This window comes from Anoxybacillus sp. UARK-01, from assembly GCF_002075365.1.
Lineage (GTDB): Bacteria > Bacillota > Bacilli > Bacillales > Anoxybacillaceae > Anoxybacteroides > Anoxybacteroides rupiense.
In genome coordinates this window covers 1-20,659 of sequence record NZ_NASY01000048.1, presented here as the reverse complement: position 1 = coordinate 20,659, position 20,659 = coordinate 1, and the positions used below count along the sequence as shown (strand labels likewise).

Below are 20,659 nucleotides of genomic sequence, written 5' to 3'. Positions count from 1 at the left end.
TGGGATGATGAAAATCAGAGTTTCTGCTGTTCAGTATCATTTGCATACGATCCACTCATTCAAAGAATTTGCCCAGCAAGTGGCGCATTATATAAAAACCGCCCAAGAATTTGAAGCGGATTTCGTGTTATTCCCAGAATTTTTTACCACCCAACTGATGTCCATCGAAAGTGGCAAAGGCCGGCCTTTGACCATCCAAGAATTGCCTGATTTTACAGAATCCTATCGTTCTTTATTTATAGATTGGGCGAAGAAAACAAAGATGCATATCATTGCGGGAACCCATGTTATTCGCAAAGGTGACAAATTGTACAACGTGGCTCATTTATTTTATCCAGATGGCAGAGTCGCCGAACAAGCAAAGCTGCACATTACACCTACGGAAGTGAAAGAATGGAACATGTCTCCTGGCGAAGGATTGCAAGTGTTTGAGACGGAAAAAGGAACGATTGCGATGTTGACATGTTATGACATTGAGTTCCCAGAAATCGTTCGCATGGCCAAAGCAAAAGGAGCGGATGTGATTTTCTGTCCTTCTTGCACCGATGATCGTCATGGATTTCATCGGGTTCGCTATACGAGCCACGCAAGAGCCATTGAAAATCAAGTATATGTCGTGACAACCGGCACAGTCGGTTCGCTTCCAACCGTCGACTTTATGCGCGCGAACTTCGGCCAAGCGGCTGTCATTACCCCAAATGACATCCCGTTCCCTCCGCGCGGCATTTTAGTGGAAGGGGAAATCAATCATGATATGGTCGTGACCGCTGATCTTGATTTAGATCTGCTATATCAAGTTCGCGAGCGCGGATCGGTGACAACATGGCGCGACCGCCGCACAGATTTATATCCGGATTGGAAATAAGGAGGAAGCATCATGTACTGGAAAGAGCTTTACGTGTTTGAGAACGATCGGCCTGTTCGAGCCGTGATTCGAAATTATGAAGAAAAAGATTTTCCGGGCTTAATCCGCATTCAACAGGAAAGCTTCCCACCTCCCTTTCCTTCTGAACTATGGTGGAACACGGAACAATTAAAAAACCACGTGACGCTCTTTCCAGAAGGAGCCTTATGTGTGGAGGTCGATGGCGAAATGGCCGGATCGATGACCGGGCTCATTGTTCATTTTGATCCGAATCATCCGGAACATACATGGGAAGAAATTACCGATCACGGCTATATTCGCAATCATCAGCCAAACGGGAATACGCTTTATGTTGTCGATATTGGCGTACGCCCCGCCTATCGCAAATTAGGGCTGGGAAAGTGGCTGATGCTTTCCATGTATGAAGTCGTCATTCAGCTCGGATTAGAACGTTTGTTAGGCGGAGGGAGAATGCCCGGCTATCATCAAAAGGCAGATCAAATGACAGCGGAGCAATACCTCGAAGCGGTGATCAAAGGCGAATTAAAAGACCCCGTCATTACATTCCTGCTTCGCTGTGGCCGCACTCCGGTGAAAGTGGTAGAAAACTATTTGGAGGATGAGGAATCTCGTAACTATGCGGTCCTGATGGAATGGAAAAATCCGTTTTTGAAAAAATGACGGCAAGGAGAATGAGGAAATGGAATATCGGAGAATCACGAGTATTGAAGACCCTTTATGTGAACTACTCACCACTTAGCTAAAGCTTGAAGTGGGAGCTTCTCAGTTCCACGACGAAAGCCGCCTTTCGTCTCCCTGAGCGTGACTTCGGGTCGTTCCAACCCTAGATGTCCGACAATTCGGAGTTCTTTTGTACCTTGGATATTTTACGCATGGAAGGATCAGCTTGGTTTTCGCATTTTATTTTCTCCATGCAACCTCCTATATCCAGTTATGAAAGAACGACATAGGTTTATTTTACCACAGGGTCAGACAATTGAACAGGCAAAAGCCTGTCCTTGTCCGAAGTCGATTCATCTCCCACTTTCATCAAGCTTCGCAAGATTTAGAAGTGGGAGACTTCTCGACTGAAGAATGTTAAAAAAATGCACCAATTGATGCAAGAAGTATTTCCACCTGAGGAAGTATTAGCATTCGATTTTTGGAAAGAACCTCTAGAAGATCCGGGAATCCGTGTATGCGTGGCCGTTCATGAAGGAAAGGTCGTGGGCGCAACAGAGTACCGTTATTATGAAGATGTCAATATTGCCATGACGGATTTCACCATCATCGGGCAAGCGGGACTTGGAATCGGCCGATTTTTAGCCAAAAAGAGATTAGAAGACTTAAACGCTTGGGCAGCCGCTTGTGGAAACCAATTATTTGGCATGTTTGCGGAAATTTATGACCCGTATCGTGTCGAACATTATGAATTTGGCGGCGTGAAGCCGATGGACCCATATGTCCGTCGGGAAGTCTTGTCCCACCTCGGCTATAAACGCCTTGACTTCCCTTATGTTCATCCATCCTGGAACAATGACGGAGAAGCGGTAGAAGGACTTGACCTTTGCTTCCTTCCGATGGACGAAAATGTAAATGAACTTCCGACTGAGCTTATCGTGACATTTTTAACACGCTACTATGCGGTCTTGCCGAACAAACCGCAAGCATGGTATGACATGATCGAACGTCTAAAAACGCGAGATACGGTGGCGCTTTTCCATCTGTAACCCGTCTTTTTCCAAGGGCTCAATTTTCACTTGTGTCCCTATTTTGCCTGATATAAAGCGGCGGGCATGATCGTCTTGCTTGAGACGATGCCAAATAACAGCTGGCTTCTTTTCAAAAGAAATCATGCCCGCACAAGACTCCATGCCACTATGATCGCATTTCTCTTTCGGCTAAGTAGATTTTCACATTTATATAAATGTAAAATGCCCCTCTCCATTATCCTTTGATCAGCTCGATCACCTCCGCTAAACGCTTTTCCGCCATCGAATTTAGCTGCAAGCTGTGCTGTTGAAAGTTTAGAAATTTTGTGACTGGATTAGGCACAACCACACATTTTAATCCCGCGGCCAAAGCGGCTTTCAACCCATTTAACGAGTCCTCAAAAACGACTGCTTCATCAGGACGGACAGCTAAAGCAGCCAGCGCTTTTAGATACAAGTCGGGAGCTGGTTTGATGCTCTCCACATCTTCACTTGTAATAATCACTTCAAAATAGGACAGCAGACCGAGCCCATTTAAATAATGAATGACCCATTCCTTGTTAGAACTTGAAGCAATCGCTATTTTGTAGCCCAATTGCTTTGCCTCTTCTAAATAGTCCTTCACCCCTTCACGCGCCTGAGGGGTTTTCATCTTGATTTGATAAAAACTTGCGGCTTTCGCTTCAATTTCTTCAATGCTGACGTTTTCCCCCAGCTGCTGTTGAACAAATTCATAAAGCGCCGCATTATCTGTTCCAACAGTTTGAACAAAACGTTCCAGCGGCAAATCGACATCATAGACATTCATCGCTTCTTTATAAGCCTCAAACCAAGCTGTCTCTGTATCTACAATTAAACCGTCAAAATCAAAAATAATCGCTTTGATCAAAATGGCTCTTCCCCTTTCCAAAAACTTTGCTGCATTCACGCTTCCATTCCACTATTGGTTTCAAAAAGCGCTTCCTCTCTATTTTAACAGAAATCTATAAATCAAGGCCTGGTAATGAATATTGTACCTTATTCTCCAAAATCATAGTTCATCACCAAGAGCTGTACTTGCATCTACCATTGAAGTATGGTAGACGTTTCTAGCCGCACCCGTAATGCCAATTGTTGGATATTTCTGTATCCATCCCCTCGACGTTTGATCAGCTTGATTTTGTTGTTCGTTCCTTCCATTCTACCATTCGAATAAGGCAACAATATGAACGAAATGATTTCTTCTGTTCGTTTAACAAGTGCTTTTGCGATGGCACTCTTTACGGTACCGATCTAAAGCTTCTGTAAACAACTAAATGACATAAAAATAATCGGCTACACGTATCGCTTCTGGATATACCCCTTGAATGGCTTTTTCAAATCGCTCACGACCCACTGGACCGAAGAAGACACACACGCCAATACGCTTCGAATGGCTTCCTCCTTCTTTCCTGCTTCGATAAAATACACTTCTCCCATCGCCGCCACTCTATCATCATGCCCTTTTCGAAAAACAAATTCGTCGATACACCGCCTTAGGTTAAATGGGATTCGACAGCTGTTTTCTCCCTCATCCATTCACATCATTCGATTTTATATTGTATACTCAATGCAACATCAAATGACCTTTAATTGAGTCCATAGATTTTACCGGCAAACAGACAGCAACGACTTACTAGTTCGGTCGCATATGCCGCGGTTCTATGAACTCCCACGAATTGAATGGCCGTATCATGTTGGATGGATTCGATGATTCCATTACAAAATTGATCAACATTTTTAACATTGACAATGTGTTAGGAACGCAAATGACAAAGAAGTTCACCGGACTTGACCATTAACCAAACACATCTTCAACATTTTAGTATTAATTACTGGTTATAATCGATTAGTCTCTTCATATTTTTTGATAATAGTATTCCTCAAATATTTCCGGATAAATAGTCAATATAAAGGCTTTAAATTAATCACAATGTTATCAGATTCAAAAAATAAAAACTTATTAATTTCTAATATATTACCTTTTTTAAGGGAAATTTTGTAAATATCTTTATTATGGTGTCAATAACGATTTTAAAATTCCCCATTATGAACGTTTAATTAGGCAACTGGGCAGGATAAATTCCTACTTTTTCTTTTCTCGTAAATGATAAGAATCGCCTTTGATATTAAAGGTAATGGCGTGATGTAATAGGCGATCTAAAATCGCTGTCGCTTTCCCGTGCGGCAAAGTGGTTTTGGGAACAGAGATTTTCTGTTTTTCACGCACAGCTGCTCAAAGATCTAGAAGTACGGTATCTCAAAATCGTCCTGATCGACAGCACGGTCCTTCTAAGCAGTCTTTATCATTCATAGGCAAAGTGGGGGGCCATCCGATGCTACTGGTTTAAAGGATATAAACTCCATCCCTGTACCACTACCGAGGGAATCATCTTATCTCACGTATTGACCACAGCGAACAGGAATGATGTGGCAGTGACACCAGAATTACTTGCTTCTTTTGGGGCAATGGGATATGGAGTTTGTGTGTTAGGGGATGCCGCGTATAACAGCGAAAAGGTCCGACAAACTTCTGAGCAAGCAGGAATCTTATTCATGTCTCCCACCGACCGCCGCAATAGCAAGGAACGAAAAGATGCCTATGGTCAGGGTCTTCCTGTCTTGTTGAAAACGAGATTGGGCCAATGGTTGTTTGGGCTTCGCTCGAGATGGAGCGGGTATTTAACGAGCTAAAGAGTAACGGGGTGGAGCAACCCCGATGGTATGGATTTCATCGATATTTACTGCATGTGTTATGTTGCATTCTTATGCACAACTTCGAGTTTTTACTTTATTTTTTTACAACACTATCACTCTTCATTACATGGATTCACAAATAGTGACGATTTGTCCAGAGTCAAAATTATATATTTCTATTATTACGAAGTATATAAATAATAAAGGCTGACGTAACATTTATAATAACTTACGTCAGCCATTCCAGTAATTTTAATAAATAGCCGTATTTGTAATTGGTTTACCTATAGCTTTTCTTAAAGTATAAATAGGAATGTTTTTCACACACCTAAAACCCATTTCATTATGCCTGCAAAATGGAATATCCTTCCCCCTAAAAGAAGGATACATTAGACCCGGTAATGAAAAGAAAGAACCTCCTTTCAACACCGCAAAGGCATGATGTTTACTCTGTTTATTCGAGAAACCAGGGTGAAACTCTCTGCCAGTTAATAGATCACTTCGTGTCCATTCCCAATGATTACCCACCATTCCAACAACGCCATAAGGGCTAACATATTCGTCCTTTTCAAATTCGGATGCTCTCTTGATAGGTTCTTCCGGAAATTCTTCAGAGAACGAGGTAATACCCTCCCGCCATTCATCCAAACTTTCAGGTGTATAATTTAACCAATGAGCACACCAATTTGCTGCATTTCTATTAAAAGCATTACCCCAAGGCCATATTCTACCATCTTCTCCCCGTGCAGCCTTTTCCCATTGAAATTCAGTTGGTAGCTCCTTGCCTTTCCACCTTGAAAACGCAAATGCATCATACCAGTCAATCCCCGTTACAGGATGATCGGGTTTAAAACGTTCATCCCAAAAAGTGTTTCTTGTATGATCTTTTTCTTGAGGTTCATTAGGATGGCAGAATATATGACCATTTTTCTTAGTATATTCAACAAACTCATCATACTCTTCATTGGTTACTGGATACTTATCAATAAAAAATGGAGGAAGCCAAACTTTCCTAGAAGGTATTGCATCATGCCACCCGAACGTTTTATCAGGCACTTGATGCGGATCAAGCCCAAAAGTGAAAAAACCACCAGGAATTAAAATCATTCCTTCTTCTTCTTTTTTACAAAACTCTTCTAATAGTTCGTTAGGGATAGGTTCTTCAAAGTCATACCTATTAAACAAATGTCCGTGTTCTTTATAGTAATTTTCTATTAATTGTAATTCTTCAGGATCATCAGTACCTAGCAGGTCAATAAGTGATTTTAGAACTTTCTGTGCTCCTAATCCTACTGGTTTATTAGGTGAATAAACTTTTTTGCTAGCACCACCGATAATAGGTGCTAGTAATTTATAGCTTTCCTCAATTTTTTCTTGTCCACAAATTTCAATAGCTTTAAAAGAAACTAAATCATCAGGATCGTGAGTTAATCTAACAATGGTTTCTACCGCAGAAAAATACGGTAACCAATTTTTTACGATATCTATCAACCTATAACGTACATATGTATGTGGATGTCCAATTGACATCCCAAATATATATTCAGCAGCAACAGGATGGGACACTTTTAACAACTCTGGAATGATACGTGAGTTAAATAAATCTTTTAACTTCGGCACAGTAAGTGAATCTAAATAGTCTGGTTCTAAAACCTCTTCAATTTGAGAAAGTAAGTTCATATCGTTTTCATATATTTCTATATGTAAATGTTTAATTTCAGTACTCACTCTTTTTCCCCCTCAATCTTCAGTATAAGGGCAGGGAAAAAATATTCTCCCTGCCCCTTAGAATTTTACCATTTTTCTTCTTGCAATACTGGCATTACAATAGCAAGACGGTTGCGCCAATTTTTCTTCATTTTCATTTTAATCCCTCCTCAAAATATTCCTAAAAAATAAAATATTTTTTTAAAAATATAAAAATAAAAATTAAATTTATATTAAAGGGAGGATCATTTCAAAGCTAGAGAGTATTTATACTCAGCATTTAAAGAGAAAAGATTAATTATTTGATAGAGGAGGTGACAGTGATTTTGGGTGTGTATATGAACCAAAATAAACTTGTAGAGGAGGATATTAATTGAATAAATCTTTTTATTTTTTGTGGATGGGAAATTCACTGGGGAAATTAGCTAATTCCCTATATATGATGACAGTAACTATGATGATTTACCATATTACAAGCTCAGGGACTTTAGCGGGTTTAGTTACCATGATTCATGTTATAGCAAAGTTTCTAAGTAGCTTTTTTATGCCTATAATAACAGATCGATATCCTTTAAAGTTCATCTTAAGAATTTCTTTATTTGGACAATCGTATTTACTATTTATACTTATTCTTTTGTTTTACTTCAAAGATATCAATCATTTTTTGATTAATTTAATTATTTATTTAATCATTTTTTTCATCGGTTTCCTAGATGGATGGACAAATCCTGCAAGAAACTCTTTAACACCTAAAATCGTACAAAAAGAGAAATTAGCAAAAGCCAATAGCTTAATAAGTACGACGGACCAATCCCTTGCTTTGTTGGGTTGGTCTTTGGGTGGGGTAGCAGCAATTCACTTTGGGAACATTAATATTTTGTATTTCGCATTAAGTCTCTATATATTGTCTGCTCTATCTACTCTTCTCATATCTGAAAAATTTCGCGGAGCTAGTAAATCTAGACCTAACTGGGATTCCATAAAAATTGGCTGGTCTATACTATTTAAGAATGCTAATCTTAGGTTAATAACAATTATGGGGATAATTGAAGGAATTGCAGGGGGAATTTGGATTGGAGGGATCACATTAGTATTCGTAAAAGAAATATTAAAACAAAATGAGACTTGGTGGGGGTATATCAATGCCAGTTACTATTTAGGTAGTATAATTGGTGGTATTTTCATTGTCTTAATTTCAAAATGGATGCAACGAAATTTAGTTTATAGTATAATATTGGGATCCTTTGGAGTGAGTGTTTTTGTTTTAATTTATGCCTTTACTAAATCACCAATTGTAGCGCTTACTTTAGTATTTATTATGGGACCTTTCTATCAACTTAGAGATGTATCGCAAAATACCTACTTTCAGTCATCTATAGAGGAAAGTTATCTACCAAAAGTTTATTCTACTCAAAGTAACATATATTATATTGTATTTTCTATATCTGTTTTCCTAATGGGAACCATTTCTGATTTTTTAGGCGTTAAACTTGTATACATATTAGCCTCAATATTATATTTCACATCTTCTTTTTTAGCCGTATCAATTAACGTAAAAAGATATAAAGATACAGAAATTAAAAATATTAAGATAAAAACAGAAGGTTGACCTGTTTTCAGGTCAACCTGCGGCCGCTAAATAAAACTGGTTCTTACGCTAATTTGGGGGGATGACTTTCTATTAACTACATGTTTAGAATTTAGCCAATGGAATAGAATCTTTACAGATTCGAGGTTAACAGCAGCACTAGTTGACCGCTTAATCCATCACGCTCATATACTTTCATTTCACGGAGAAAGTTATGGGTTGGCTAACGCTCTTTCTAAGAGAAAGTAGCTTATAAGGGTGGCAACACTCTGCATTTTTGATCGCATTTTTCTGCACTTTTCTATTGCAAAATACACCTATTTTATAACCATCTGGATTCTCAGCAACAGAATCATGACTACAGGAGCTCGATGCCAAATGCTTCACTCTCTCACTATTAAAGAAACAGGCATTTAGTTAGGATAGAATGAAAGTGTCCAAAGATTTGACACAGATCCAGACCAACAACATCCTTTAGTTCAATCGTTTATTTAAACACGATTTAAATGCGTGTCCTTAAAATGTGTTGGATATTTTAATCCATAACCAATCATCCTATCCATTCCGATATGAGCAGACCATATTAAGCCTATCTCTAAAACCACTTCGCTTGATAACAGCACTCCTAAGATAACAGCTCCAATTGGTAAACTATATGTATGAAATAAATTATAAAGCACGGCACCAACTTTATTATTGAATAAATAACCAATCATTGATATATCTGGAGCGAATAACAAAACGAAAAACAAAAGCCAACTAAATTGGTTATAAGAGTAAAAATAAAGACTCAACAATAGGATAGCTGCCCCTTCTAAGTGTAAAAGAATTTTATTCATACTATTCTCCCTTAATAACTGTAATTTAGCCATTTTGATAACAATCATAAGCATGTAAACCAGAACCTTTAAAATTATTTTATAGGAAATAGATGTATTTAGTGACAATCTACCCCTCATTTAAATATCCGGAATAATTTGAATAGTTTTCATTTTTATTTTTATTATAAAATTGTTTGAACGTCAACCAAAAACTGTTAAAATATGAAAAACAATAATGATGCTGCAAAGCTAGAGCAAGCAAATAGCCAAAATCATCATACAGAACTAACACATAACGATAATGCCGTAACTCTTAGATCGTTTTTCATTAAATGTACAAACAAAGTGGATTGGTTTATGTGCATTTATATATCCATATACGTTGGGCAACACGTTCATTTTGTTTAAAGTATGCCTGTCTAAAATACCACTATCGTTTACAAGAATAAAAGTCTCGAAACCTTCATTTCCTCCCCCTTTTTGAATTCCTAAAAAAATGAAAAAATAACCTCTTGCGGATATGATATCCGCAAGAGGTTATTTTTATCAAACTTTAAAGCAATATAAACCTTCTCTATTCCACCGTTACGCTTTTGGCGAGGTTGCGCGGTTTGTCGACGTCGCAGCCGCGGTGTAAAGCGGCGTAGTAAGCGATCAGCTGCAACGGCACAACGGCCACAAGCGGCGTCAGCATTGGATGAACAGCCGGGATGACGTAACGGTCCTCGTCTGTTTCCAAACCTCTCATGGAAATAATGCATGGGTTGGCGCCACGGGCCACCACTTCTTTCACATTGCCGCGAATGCTTAAATTCACATGCTCTTGTGTCGCCAAAGCAACCACCGGCGTGCCTTCCTCAATCAAAGCAATCGTTCCATGCTTCAGCTCACCGCCAGCGAATCCTTCTGCTTGAATATAGGAAATCTCTTTTAGCTTTAATGCTCCTTCAAGCCCTACATAGAAATCGGACGCGCGGCCAATGAAGAAGCAATTGCGTGTGGTCTCTAAATATTCGCGAGCAATTTGCTCCATCTCTTCTTTTGCATCACAAAGCATTTCCATGACATTTGCGATGATGCCAAGCTCTTTCACCAAGCTAAAATCAAGCGCAATGCCTTTAGCTTTTGCTGCGACTGTTGCTAAAATCGCAAGAACGGCAATTTGAGCCGTATAGGCTTTTGTCGAGGCAACCGCAATTTCTGGACCAGCATGAAGCAATAGTGTATAGTCTGCTTCGCGTGATAATGTAGAACCAGGTACATTGGTGATCGTCAACGCTTTATAGCCAAGTTTTTTCGTTTGAACAAGTACAGCGCGGCTGTCTGCTGTTTCGCCGCTTTGTGAAATGTAAATAAATAGAGGCTTTTTCGATAACAATGGCATATTGTATGAAAATTCGCTAGCAATATGCACTTCAACCGGAATGTTCGCCCATTTTTCAAGCAATTGTTTGCCGACTAAGCCCGCGTGATAACTTGTGCCGCACGCAATAATATAGAGGCGGTCCGCTTCGAGTACCGCATTGACAATGTCTTTATCAATGGTTAAAGCACCTGACGCATCTTGATATTTTTGAATAATACGGCGCATCACAAGCGGCTGCTCGTCAATTTCCTTTAACATATAATGCGGATAGGTTCCTTTTTCAATATCGCTTGCATCCAATTGCGCAGTATATGGAGAGCGTGCCACCTCTTGACCGTCCAATTTTTTAATCGTGACCGCATTCCGCTTGACAATCACCATTTCTTGATCCATTAATTCGACGTATTGGTTTGTCACTTGCAGCATCGCCATAGCATCGCTGGCTACGACATTAAATCCGTCCCCAAGGCCGACAAGCAATGGGCTCTTATTTTTCGCTACATAAATCACCTCTGGATCTTCTGCATCGATGAGAGCAATCGCATACGATCCCTTTAAAAGTGTTAATGTTTTGCGAAATGCTTCTTCCGCTTCGAATCCATCATTCACAAATTTTTCAACCAACTGAACAACCACTTCTGTATCCGTTTCGCTTTGGAACTGTACATTCTGCAAATGATCACGCTGTAATAATGCGTAGTTCTCAATGACTCCATTATGCACTAACGTAAAACGTCCAGAAGCGCTTTGATGCGGGTGAGCGTTCGTACGGCTTGGCACCCCATGTGTCGCCCAGCGGGTATGGCCAATGCCAAGCGGTGCTTGTACATTGAGATCAACCGTTTGCCGCAAATCAGCAATGCGGCCTTTTTCTTTAAAAACATGCACGCCATCTTCGTTTAACACCGCAATTCCAGCTGAATCATAACCGCGATATTCTAGTTTTTCCAGTCCGCGCAATAAAATCTCTTTTGAATCCTGTTGTCCAATATATCCAACAATTCCACACATATTTGTTTTCCTCCCTATTTTCAAGGGGCAAGCAGGGGCCTTTCTTGCCCCTTTTCTTTGATTAAACGATTGGACTTTTCCCTTTGTGCAAAGAGTCGCCTCTTTGTTTTAAGGAAAAGTTTGCGGCTGCAATCGCACCAGCCGGGAGGCATCCGCCGAGCATTCGATCAACCTCCTCCTCGTCAACTAAGCGGTTATCCGATCATCGCTTAGTCCAGGCGCTTCTTCATGAAAGCTTCTTCTACCCACCTTTCTATATGTGAATGACAACAAAATTAATATTACAGGAAACGCCCTAAAGACGTCAACTGTAATATCCTTTACAACATAAAATATGCATAAATGGAATAAAGCGTTCCATTTATGCATAGGATGTCTACCAAAAAGGGCCATTATTCAGCTCCCATTTCAGCTTGAATCACCTGAACAATACGAGCTACATAGCTTTGACACGCTTCTTTCGTCGGCGCTTCTGCCATGACGCGAACAAGCGGTTCTGTGCCGGATGGGCGGACAAGAATTCGTCCATTCCCATGCATTTCATTTTCTACCTCTTGAATGATAGCCTTCACCTTTTCATTCTCCATCACTTGATGTTTGTCCGTTACTTTCACATTGACAAGCAGCTGAGGGTATTTTGGCATCTCGCTCGCCAGCTCAGAAAGAGATTTTTTCGTGGCCTTCATAATGTTTACAAGCTGTAATGCCGTCAATAATCCGTCTCCTGTTGTATTGTAATCAAGAAAAATAATATGTCCTGATTGTTCACCGCCAAGGTTGTATCCGTGTTTCTTCATTTCTTCTACAACGTAGCGGTCGCCGACGGCCGTCTGCACGCTTTTTATTTCATGTTCATCTAATGCCTTATAAAACCCAAGATTGCTCATCACGGTCGATACGACTGTTTGATGCTTTAAACGTCCTTGTTCTTTTAAAAATTTTGCGCAAATGTACATAATTTGATCGCCATCCACGACATTCCCATGCTCATCAATCGCAATTAAACGATCTCCATCTCCATCAAACGCCAGCCCAACATCTGCTTCTTTCTCTCTCACAAATTCAGCCAGCGCCTCTGGATGCGTAGAACCAACCCCGTCATTAATATTAATGCCGTTCGGCGAAGCTCCCATCGTCAATACATCTGCCTCCAAATCTGCAAAAAGATGGGTTGCTAATGAAGAAGTGGCTCCATGCGCGCAGTCAAGCGCAATACGAAGCCCGGAAAAATCCTCATCGACTGTTTGCTTTAAATACTGCAAGTATTTTTGTCCACCTTCAAAATAATCGTTAACTTGACCTAACTCTTTTCCTGTCGGTCTAGGCAGTGTATCCTCGGCACTGTCCAACAGTTGCTCAATTTCTTGTTCCTGCTCATCTGAAAGCTTAAATCCATCGGGCCCAAAAAACTTAATTCCATTATCTTGAACTGGATTGTGCGACGCGGAGATCATAATTCCCGCTTGAGCGCCCAATGCTTTTGTCAAATAGGCCACTCCTGGTGTTGAAATGACGCCGAGACGCATAACTTCTGCACCGATTGAAAGCAATCCGGCAACAAGCGCCCCTTCAAGCATATGTCCTGAGATGCGTGTATCACGGCCAATTAACACCTTTGGCCGCTCTTTATCTTTTGTTAAGATATAGCCGCCGCAGCGTCCTATTTTAAACGCTAATTCTGGTGTCAGCTCACTATTCGCCACTCCGCGTACACCATCAGTGCCAAAATATTTACCCATTATGCATATCTCCCCTTTATCTCATGATCGCTGGATGATTCGTATCTTTGCTTTATTTTTAGGCAAATTCCATTTAATATTTTCTGGCCCATTAACCTCTACCTCTACGTCGTGTTCACCGGCTCCTAATTCATTGGCATTGACATAAAGCTGGATATCATCTGGCTGAATGTGATCCAGCACACTCGCCGCACCTTGCAGCTGGACATCCATCGTCCCATTTTCCGGATCAATAAACTGCGCGGTATATTGATCGCTCAATCCCAATATATCAATAGGCAGAGAAGAAAGGGTTTTTTCTTCCTCCTGCTGGACTTGTATATTCACTTTTACTTTTTGAGGATCTACATTTTTAACTCCCTGAGGTAAAGGAACTTTCACTTCTAAAGTTGTATTTTTTGTAATTTCATCTAAATTAATGGTGAGGCCATCAATAAATTCAATGGGATCAATGACCTCTTTGGGACCGAAAATCGTCACTTCATTTGGCACGGTTTCAATTTTAACAATACTGAGGCCCTTTTTTAAAGTTCCTGTTTGATTAATTCTGAGCGGAACCGACTTGCTTGGACTCTTAATTGGTACAGTGATATCGACAATCGAAGGATTAATATCGACATCTAGCACCCGTCCGTCACGGTCGTAAGCGATCACTCGAGATTCCTGACGCAAAATATCTGCAGCTCCGGATAAATCTACTCTTGCCTTGACAAGCGCTATTCGATCAACTAAATCCTTCGCCCCCGTAATGGTCACTGTATCCGGTTTGACGATAGGCTGCTCGGTAGTATACCCATCCGCCATTTTATTTTTATGAATAAAATCGACATCGACCGAAAATTCTTTAGAAACCTTCTCTTGAATGGTGACCTTCGCCGTCGCTGGCTGAATAGCGACCGTCAGCTTATCAGAGATATTTTTATATTTAAACGGAACGGTGTAAGTGCCAAGCTCCAAATTCGTTAAATCCACATATACTTCAAAATTCCGCTGCAATACGGTCGGCTTTAAAATACTTGCCGGTCCTTCCAATGTCACGTTCACAAATTTCGGAACACCTGAAACCACTAAATTTTCTTCATCATAATACGTAACGACAGGAACATTTGTAACCGTTTCGATATCCGTCTGTCCCACCGAATTGCGCGTAGCCCCTGATTTCATCTCCTTTTCCTCGATATTGACGAACATATACAGCATGATCGCCAATAACAGAGCAAAAGCTTTCATAAACCAGTGATTATTCATTAATTTATCCACTTTTCTTCCCCCTCCATTGCCAACGAGATGAGGAAGTAGTCTTCGTTGTCCGTACTAACTCCTTCGTGAGCAGTTCACGAAATTGCTCTGGAGTCAAATCTCGATGCAGTTCCCCGTTTTTTGTAACCGATACAGCCCCCGTTTCTTCGGACACAACAATGGTCACGCTATCGGTCACCTCACTGATGCCCAAGGCAGCGCGGTGCCGGGTTCCTAACTCTTTTGAAATAAAAGGGCTTTCTGATAAAGGTAAGTAGCATCCCGCCGCTGCCACTTGATTTTTCTGGACAATGACAGCTCCATCATGCAGCGGTGTATTCGGGATAAAAATATTAATTAACAGTTCGGAGGAGATTTGCGCATTCAGTGGAATTCCTGTTTCAATGTAGTCGCCCATGCCTGTTTCCCGCTCAACGGATATTAAGGCCCCGATGCGGCGTTTTGCCATATACTCTGTTGCCTTAATAATCGCTTCAACCACTTTCGTTTTCCCTTCTTCTTCTGGTACGCTGCTTCGCGAAAATATCCTTCCGCGCCCTAATTGTTCAAGCGCTCGTCTTAACTCTGGCTGGAAAATAATGATGATCGCCAAAAATCCCCATGTCAACGCTTGATCCATCAACCATTGCAATGTGCTAAAGCCTAAAAAGTTGCTGGCCATTCGCACAAGTATAATCAAAATAATCCCGTTCAAAAGCTGAACCGCTTTTGTTCCGCGAATAATCATGATCAATTTGTAAAAAACGTACCATACAAGAAGAATATCAACAATTTTGCTTAGATAACTTAACACCGGGAGCTCTCCAAAAGGCATTCTCACACTTCCTTTATCATTCTAATTCCTATTTATTTTTTTATGTAAACAACTCCTTTATTATATCACATGACGAAAAAAGCCATCAAAAGAGATGGCCTTCACTCAAGCATAGCTTTCACTGCGTTTTTTATATTATACCAAATCCAATCAAACATCTCATTAATTTCTTCCACATCTCCAGTTACTTGTCCAGCGGAGGCTAAATATTTTTCACCATGAATGACGGTCACGTCCCCATTTACTTTTCCCTCAATCTTGATGCTTCCATTTCGCACGACGATATCGCCGTCTACCGTTTCTCCTTTTGGAACAATCACCGTATGATCATGAATAATCACGTTTTCCCTAGTAGAAACGGAAAATTGCTGCTCTTTGTTCCACGTTGTAAAAAGGCTTCCCACAGTTAAAGCAGCAAATAAAGAAGCAGCTGTCAAAACGGGATGATTTTTCAGCCATCTTCCTGCACGGACTCGTTGTTTTTCTTTCGGCAGCTTTGCCATCACATTTGCCGTAAAATCCGCCGGCGGAGCAAGAGGCGAAGCATATTGAATAAACGCTACCGTCTTTTTCAGACTATTGAAATGCTGAGAACACGCAGAGCAATGTTGTAAGTGTTCTCGTAGCCTCTTCTCATCATCCGGAGCAATATCGCCATCTAAATAATCATGCATCCACTCTATGATTTGATCCGGACATTTCATGTTTGTTCACCTCTCATAAATAGCCTAAATGCTTTCTTAATGCTTCTCTTCCCCGATGAATCCTCGTTTTGACGGTTCCTATAGGCAGATCAAGAATTTCACTAATCTCCTGTAACGATAAATCATTCATATATTTTAAGACAATAACGCTTCGGTATTTTTCAGGTAGCTTTTCAATCGCCCTTTGAACCGTCTCTTGAAGCTCTAGGCTTTCGACTGTTTCTTCCGGAGAAGCATCATTCGAAGGCAGTTGAGAATATAGCGTTAAACCGTCTGTTCCGCTTACTTCTTCATCCAAATACATATCCGGCTTTTTTTTGCGCAATTTATCGATGGATAAATTCGTCGCAATGCGATAAAGCCATGAAGAAAATTTCATTGCTGGGTTATACGTATGGATGTTGACATACGCCCGAATAAAAGCTTCTTGGGCAGCATCCTCCGCTTCATGACGATTCCCAAGCATTCGATAGCATAGCCGATAGACCTTGTCTTTGTAAAGCTCGACAATCTCGGCATAGGCATTTTGGTCTCCTTTTTGGATCGCTTTAATATGCTTTTTGACAAACATCTCCATAATCAATAATACCCCCGCTCATGCGGCTATTAATTGTATACGTTCGTAAAACAAAAAAAGTTTCTCTTTTGGACGCACTATCTATTTTAACATATTTACAAAAAAAAACAGCAGACGGATTTTTCCGTCTGCATCTCTCGTCTTGACTACACTAGTTTTTCTCCAAACAGCGATCCCATGAGCGCAACGGCGACAGATGCTGTTTTATTTCTCTCATCTAAAATTGGGTTTACTTCTACAAATTCAGCGGAAGTAATCAATTGTGCTTCAGCCAGCATTTCCATAGCTAAATGGCTTTCACGATACGTCAGACCGCCGATAACAGGAGTACCTACTCCCGGAGCATCATGTGGATCTAAACCATCTAAATCTAACGATAAATGGACGCCATCTGTCCGCTCTTTTAAATAAGCAATCGTTTCCTCCATTACTTTCGTCATGCCCAAACGATCCACTTCATGCATTGTATATACTCTAATTCCCTTTTCGCGAATAAATTGCTTTTCGCCTTCATCAAGCGCCCTTGCACCAATCAATACAATATTTTCTGGCTTTACCTTCGGGCTATATCCGCCAATGGCGGTTAGAGCCTGATGGCCGAATCCAAGGCTGGCCGCAAGCGGCATCCCATGAATGTTACCCGATGGAGAGGTTTCAGCTGTGTTTAAATCACCATGGGCATCGTACCAAATAACCCCTAAATTTTTATAATGTTTTGCGACACCTGCTAAGGTGCCAATAGCAATGCTATGATCGCCGCCTAATACAAGCGGAAAATGTCCTTTTTTAATTACTTCATCAACGGCTTGAGCAAGCTTTTCATTTGCTTCAGCAACCGCTTTCAAATTTCGCAAATTTGATTTGATTCCTTCCTCATCTATTCGTTCAGGTTTGCCGATTGAAATATCCCCCAAGTCTTCAATGTCATAGCTGAGGCGTTCGAGTCTTTCTACAACGCCAGCATATCGGATCGCGCTGGGTCCCATATCTACTCCGCGCCGAGTCTGTCCTAAATCCATTGGAACACCAATGATTGAGATTTTTTTCATGCTGTCTCTCTCCTTCATCCTTATTCTATTTATTATTGTATCTAATAACTGAACGTTGACTCAACTTGACACTTTTTTGAATATTTATTCGATTATTAATAAGAAAAACGCCCGCCGATCGGCGAAGATGGCACAAGCCATGTTGAGGAAGGCTCGAACCAAGCTTGATCTTGCGCGGATGCTCAATAAAGTGATTCAACCTGCCGTCGCTGGGCCTTTACTTTTTAAAAAAATAAAAACTCCTTAAATCGACGAGATTTAAGGAGTTTTTATGATGGAGCCTATCGGGATCGAACCGATGACCTCCTGCGTGCAAAGCAGGCGCTCTCCCAGCTGAGCTAAGGCCCCACGTTAAAAGGATTCATGTTGATAAGCGGAAGACGGGACTCGAACCCGCGACCCCCACCTTGGCAAGGTGGTGTTCTACCACTGAACTACTTCCGCAATAAAAAAATGAGCCATGGAGGACTCGAACCTCCGACCCTCTGATTAAAAGTCAGATGCTCTACCTGCTGAGCTAATGGCTCATTAAGAAAACAATGGCTGGGCTAGCTGGATTCGAACCAGCGCATCACGGAGTCAAAGTCCGTTGCCTTACCGCTTGGCTATAGCCCAATATGTTGATGAAACGTCAAATTTCATAAAGCTTTTTGGAACAAATGATCGAGCACTCAACAATACAAAAAGCTATTCCATCAAATCGAAATAACTTCACGATCCATCATTAATGTATGAATGGTGGAGGGGGACGGATTCGAACCGCCGAACCCACAGGGAGCGGATTTACAGTCCGCCGCGTTTGGCCACTTCGCTACCCCTCCACGACCATCGTGGTGCCGGCTGCAGGACTTGAACCCGCAACCTACTGATTACAAGTCAGTTGCTCTACCAATTGAGCTAAGCCGGCATAATATATAGAAATCGAACCAGAAAAGGATAGGTTTTGTGCCTCTTCCTCTCCAAGACATTCCAAGATGTCCAATGCGTCGAGGCAACTCGTAATCATTTCACCGATGCTTCGCTCGTCTCTACCAATTGAGCTAAGCCGGCGTCACCTATACTAGTTTTCATTGAAATAATGATGGAGGATGACGGGATCGAACCGCCGACCCCTTGCTTGTAAGGCAAGTGCTCTCCCAGCTGAGCTAATCCTCCAAAACAAAAAAGAAAATGACCCGTACGGGATTCGAACCCGTGTTACCGCCGTGAAAGGGCGGTGTCTTAACCACTTGACCAACGGGCCAAAAATAATAACACAAGCTTCCAACCGGGCTTGAACCGGTGACCTCTTCCTTACCATGGAAGTGCTCTACCAACTGAGCTATGGAAGCATGGCTCCGCAAGTAGGATTCGAACCTACGACCTACCGGTTAACAGCCGGTTGCTCTACCGCTGAGCTATTGCGGAATAGCGGATAAACACAAAAACTAACGAATCATTATTCGTATTTTTCTACTGCCTCTTCCTCTTCAAGACATTCGAAGAAGCACAATGCGTCGAGGCAACTCGCTGTTTGCTCAGAGGAGAAATGCTCGTCGCTGAGCTATTGCGGAATATGTTTAATATAAAGCCTAGCAACGTCCTACTCTTGCAGGGGCGTTAGCCCCAACTACCATCGGCGCTGGAGAGCTTAACTTCCGTGTTCGGGATGGGAACGGGTGTGACCTCTCCGCCATCGTCACTAGGCTTGTTATTTCAAACAGACAAGTATTATTATAACGAGCATTTCGCCCATGTCAAGAACTTTTTGGTTCTTTCAAAACTAGATAACAGATCAGGGAAGAAAGGATAGGCGGTGCTTTTCTTGATGTCTTGCTCCACTTTTCGTATTGTCTAGTTCCGCAAGCTGCATCCTACGGTCGTTTCCGCTTCTTCTGTCCCAGTCTCCTGACTTGTCCGTCAGAAGCTTGAACGCCCTATGGATGCAAGCGAGCTTGCTCCCCTTTTCGTATTGGTTAAGTCCTCGATCGATTAGTATCCGTCAGCTGCACGTGTCGCCACGCTTCCACCTCGGACCTATCTACCTCGTCATCTTCGAGGGATCTTACTTGCTTATGCAATGGGAAATCTCATCTTGAGGGGGGCTTCACGCTTAGATGCTTTCAGCGCTTATCCCTTCCGCACATAGCTACCCAGCGGTGCCCTTGGCAGGACAACTGGTACACCAGCGGTGCGTCCATCCCGGTCCTCTCGTACTAAGGACAGCTCCTCTCAAATTTCCTGCGCCCGCGACGGATAGGGACCGAACTGTCTCACGACGTTCTGAACCCAGCTCGCGTACCGCTTTAATGGGCGAACAGCCCAACCCTTGGGACCGACTACAGCCCCAGGATGCGATGAGCCGACATCGAGGTGCCAAACCTCCCCGTCGATGTGGACTCTTGGGGGAGATAAGCCTGTTATCCCCGGGGTAGCTTTTATCCGTTGAGCGATGGCCCTTCCATGCGGAACCACCGGATCACTAAGCCCGACTTTCGTCCCTGCTCGACTTGTAGGTCTCGCAGTCAAGCTCCCTTCTGCCTTTACACTCTTCGAATGATTTCCAACCATTCTGAGGGAACCTTTGGGCGCCTCCGTTACTCTTTGGGAGGCGACCGCCCCAGTCAAACTGCCCACCTGACACGGTCTCCCACCCCGATCAGGGGTGCGGGTTAGAACTTCAGTACGACAAGGGTGGTATCCCAAGGGCGACTCCGCCAAGACTGGCGTCCTGGCTTCTCTGTCTCCCACC

At 41.9% G+C, this 20,659-nt stretch carries 15 protein-coding genes, 10 tRNA genes, 2 rRNA genes and 3 pseudogenes; 6 read left to right on the top strand and 24 right to left on the bottom strand.

Going from position 1 to position 20,659, the window contains the following annotated elements:
* The first annotated feature begins 7 nt into the window (after nt 1-7).
* From B6A27_RS14850 to B6A27_RS14840, 3 genes are all read left to right on the top strand, one after another.
* Nucleotides 8-865 carry a carbon-nitrogen hydrolase family protein gene (locus tag B6A27_RS14850; protein ID WP_080862497.1) on the top strand — a complete coding sequence of 286 codons (858 nt, stop codon included), beginning with the start codon at nt 8-10 and terminating at the stop codon, nt 863-865.
* 12 nt (nt 866-877) lie between these two features.
* Entirely contained in the window at nt 878-1,546 is a 669-nt protein-coding gene (locus tag B6A27_RS14845) for a GNAT family N-acetyltransferase (protein ID WP_080862496.1), read from the top strand.
* Between the two features lie 425 nt (nt 1,547-1,971).
* Nucleotides 1,972-2,595 carry a GNAT family acetyltransferase gene (locus tag B6A27_RS14840; RefSeq protein WP_066148954.1) on the top strand — a complete coding sequence of 208 codons (624 nt, stop codon included), beginning with the start codon at nt 1,972-1,974 and terminating at the stop codon, nt 2,593-2,595.
* A gap of 217 nt (nt 2,596-2,812) precedes the next feature.
* Here the strand turns inward: B6A27_RS14840 and B6A27_RS14835 are convergent, their stop codons facing one another.
* The 3 genes and pseudogenes from B6A27_RS14835 to B6A27_RS18870 form a co-directional block, all read right to left on the bottom strand.
* Entirely contained in the window at nt 2,813-3,466 is a 654-nt protein-coding gene (locus B6A27_RS14835) for an HAD family hydrolase (RefSeq protein ID WP_080862526.1), read from the bottom strand.
* A 173-nt stretch (nt 3,467-3,639) separates the two neighbouring features.
* Nucleotides 3,640-4,086 (bottom strand): annotated as a pseudogene (locus B6A27_RS14830) (transposase); the annotation flags it as partial.
* A gap of 566 nt (nt 4,087-4,652) precedes the next feature.
* Nucleotides 4,653-4,780 (bottom strand): annotated as a pseudogene (locus B6A27_RS18870) (ATP-binding protein); the annotation flags it as partial.
* Between the two features lie 146 nt (nt 4,781-4,926).
* Here B6A27_RS18870 and B6A27_RS19160 point away from each other — a divergent pair.
* On the top strand, nt 4,927-5,289 hold the full coding sequence (locus B6A27_RS19160; RefSeq protein WP_236631854.1) for a transposase: 363 nt from the start codon (nt 4,927-4,929) through the stop codon (nt 5,287-5,289).
* A 255-nt stretch (nt 5,290-5,544) separates the two neighbouring features.
* Here the strand turns inward: B6A27_RS19160 and B6A27_RS14815 are convergent, their stop codons facing one another.
* The gene (locus B6A27_RS14815; RefSeq protein WP_044743295.1) at nt 5,545-6,972 is read right to left on the bottom strand and encodes a formylglycine-generating enzyme family protein; all 1,428 of its coding nucleotides are present in this window, start codon (nt 6,970-6,972) and stop codon (nt 5,545-5,547) included.
* 400 nt (nt 6,973-7,372) lie between these two features.
* Between B6A27_RS14815 and B6A27_RS14810 the strand changes: the two genes are divergently transcribed.
* Both B6A27_RS14810 and B6A27_RS14805 read left to right on the top strand, forming a co-directional pair.
* Nucleotides 7,373-8,608, top strand: coding sequence for an MFS transporter (locus B6A27_RS14810; protein ID WP_052660959.1), 1,236 nt, complete (start codon nt 7,373-7,375; stop codon nt 8,606-8,608).
* A gap of 69 nt (nt 8,609-8,677) precedes the next feature.
* Nucleotides 8,678-8,836: pseudogene (locus B6A27_RS14805) on the top strand (ATP-binding protein); the annotation flags it as partial.
* Nucleotides 8,837-9,078: 242 nt separating this feature from the next.
* On the opposite strand, the gene B6A27_RS14800 reads toward B6A27_RS14805, so the two are convergent.
* The 20 genes from B6A27_RS14800 to B6A27_RS14700 form a co-directional block, all read right to left on the bottom strand.
* Entirely contained in the window at nt 9,079-9,426 is a 348-nt protein-coding gene (locus tag B6A27_RS14800; protein ID WP_080862525.1) for a DUF4260 domain-containing protein, read from the bottom strand.
* 556 nt (nt 9,427-9,982) lie between these two features.
* On the bottom strand, nt 9,983-11,785 hold the full coding sequence (gene glmS, locus B6A27_RS14795; protein ID WP_066148950.1) for a glutamine--fructose-6-phosphate transaminase (isomerizing): 1,803 nt from the start codon (nt 11,783-11,785) through the stop codon (nt 9,983-9,985).
* 392 nt (nt 11,786-12,177) lie between these two features.
* On the bottom strand, nt 12,178-13,524 hold the full coding sequence (gene glmM, locus B6A27_RS14785) for a phosphoglucosamine mutase (RefSeq protein WP_080862495.1): 1,347 nt from the start codon (nt 13,522-13,524) through the stop codon (nt 12,178-12,180).
* A 21-nt stretch (nt 13,525-13,545) separates the two neighbouring features.
* A complete protein-coding gene (locus B6A27_RS14780; RefSeq protein ID WP_201722570.1) occupies nt 13,546-14,784 on the bottom strand; it encodes a CdaR family protein in 1,239 nt (412 codons plus the stop codon).
* The gene (gene cdaA, locus B6A27_RS14775) at nt 14,777-15,598 is read right to left on the bottom strand and encodes a diadenylate cyclase CdaA (protein WP_066148944.1); all 822 of its coding nucleotides are present in this window, start codon (nt 15,596-15,598) and stop codon (nt 14,777-14,779) included. The genes B6A27_RS14780 and cdaA overlap by 8 nt, the downstream gene beginning before the upstream one ends.
* A 101-nt stretch (nt 15,599-15,699) precedes the next feature.
* Entirely contained in the window at nt 15,700-16,302 is a 603-nt protein-coding gene (gene rsiW / locus B6A27_RS14770) for an anti-sigma-W factor RsiW (protein WP_066148942.1), read from the bottom strand.
* A 13-nt stretch (nt 16,303-16,315) separates the two neighbouring features.
* Complete coding sequence (gene sigW, locus B6A27_RS14765) at nt 16,316-16,879, bottom strand: RNA polymerase sigma factor SigW (protein WP_080862494.1); 564 nt, start codon at nt 16,877-16,879, stop codon at nt 16,316-16,318.
* A 146-nt stretch (nt 16,880-17,025) separates the two neighbouring features.
* Nucleotides 17,026-17,928, bottom strand: a complete 903-nt coding sequence (rocF, locus tag B6A27_RS14760; protein ID WP_066148937.1) for an arginase — start codon at nt 17,926-17,928, stop codon at nt 17,026-17,028.
* 275 nt (nt 17,929-18,203) lie between these two features.
* Nucleotides 18,204-18,276, bottom strand: a tRNA-Ala gene (locus tag B6A27_RS14755).
* Between the two features lie 24 nt (nt 18,277-18,300).
* Nucleotides 18,301-18,372 (bottom strand) — tRNA-Gly (locus tag B6A27_RS14750).
* A 10-nt stretch (nt 18,373-18,382) separates the two neighbouring features.
* A tRNA-Lys gene (locus tag B6A27_RS14745) sits at nt 18,383-18,455 on the bottom strand.
* 13 nt (nt 18,456-18,468) lie between these two features.
* Nucleotides 18,469-18,543: transfer RNA gene (locus B6A27_RS14740), tRNA-Gln, on the bottom strand.
* Nucleotides 18,544-18,664: 121 nt separating this feature from the next.
* A tRNA-Tyr gene (locus tag B6A27_RS14735) sits at nt 18,665-18,749 on the bottom strand.
* Nucleotides 18,750-18,759: 10 nt separating this feature from the next.
* Nucleotides 18,760-18,835, bottom strand: a tRNA-Thr gene (locus B6A27_RS14730).
* A gap of 175 nt (nt 18,836-19,010) precedes the next feature.
* Nucleotides 19,011-19,083 (bottom strand) — tRNA-Val (locus B6A27_RS14725).
* 16 nt (nt 19,084-19,099) lie between these two features.
* Nucleotides 19,100-19,171: transfer RNA gene (locus B6A27_RS14720), tRNA-Glu, on the bottom strand.
* Nucleotides 19,172-19,186: 15 nt separating this feature from the next.
* A tRNA-Thr gene (locus B6A27_RS14715) sits at nt 19,187-19,259 on the bottom strand.
* A gap of 1 nt (nt 19,260) precedes the next feature.
* Nucleotides 19,261-19,335 (bottom strand) — tRNA-Asn (locus B6A27_RS14710).
* 162 nt (nt 19,336-19,497) lie between these two features.
* Nucleotides 19,498-19,614, bottom strand: a 5S ribosomal RNA gene (gene rrf / locus B6A27_RS14705).
* Nucleotides 19,615-19,879: 265 nt separating this feature from the next.
* A 23S ribosomal RNA gene (locus B6A27_RS14700) occupies nt 19,880-20,659 on the bottom strand; the annotation flags it as partial.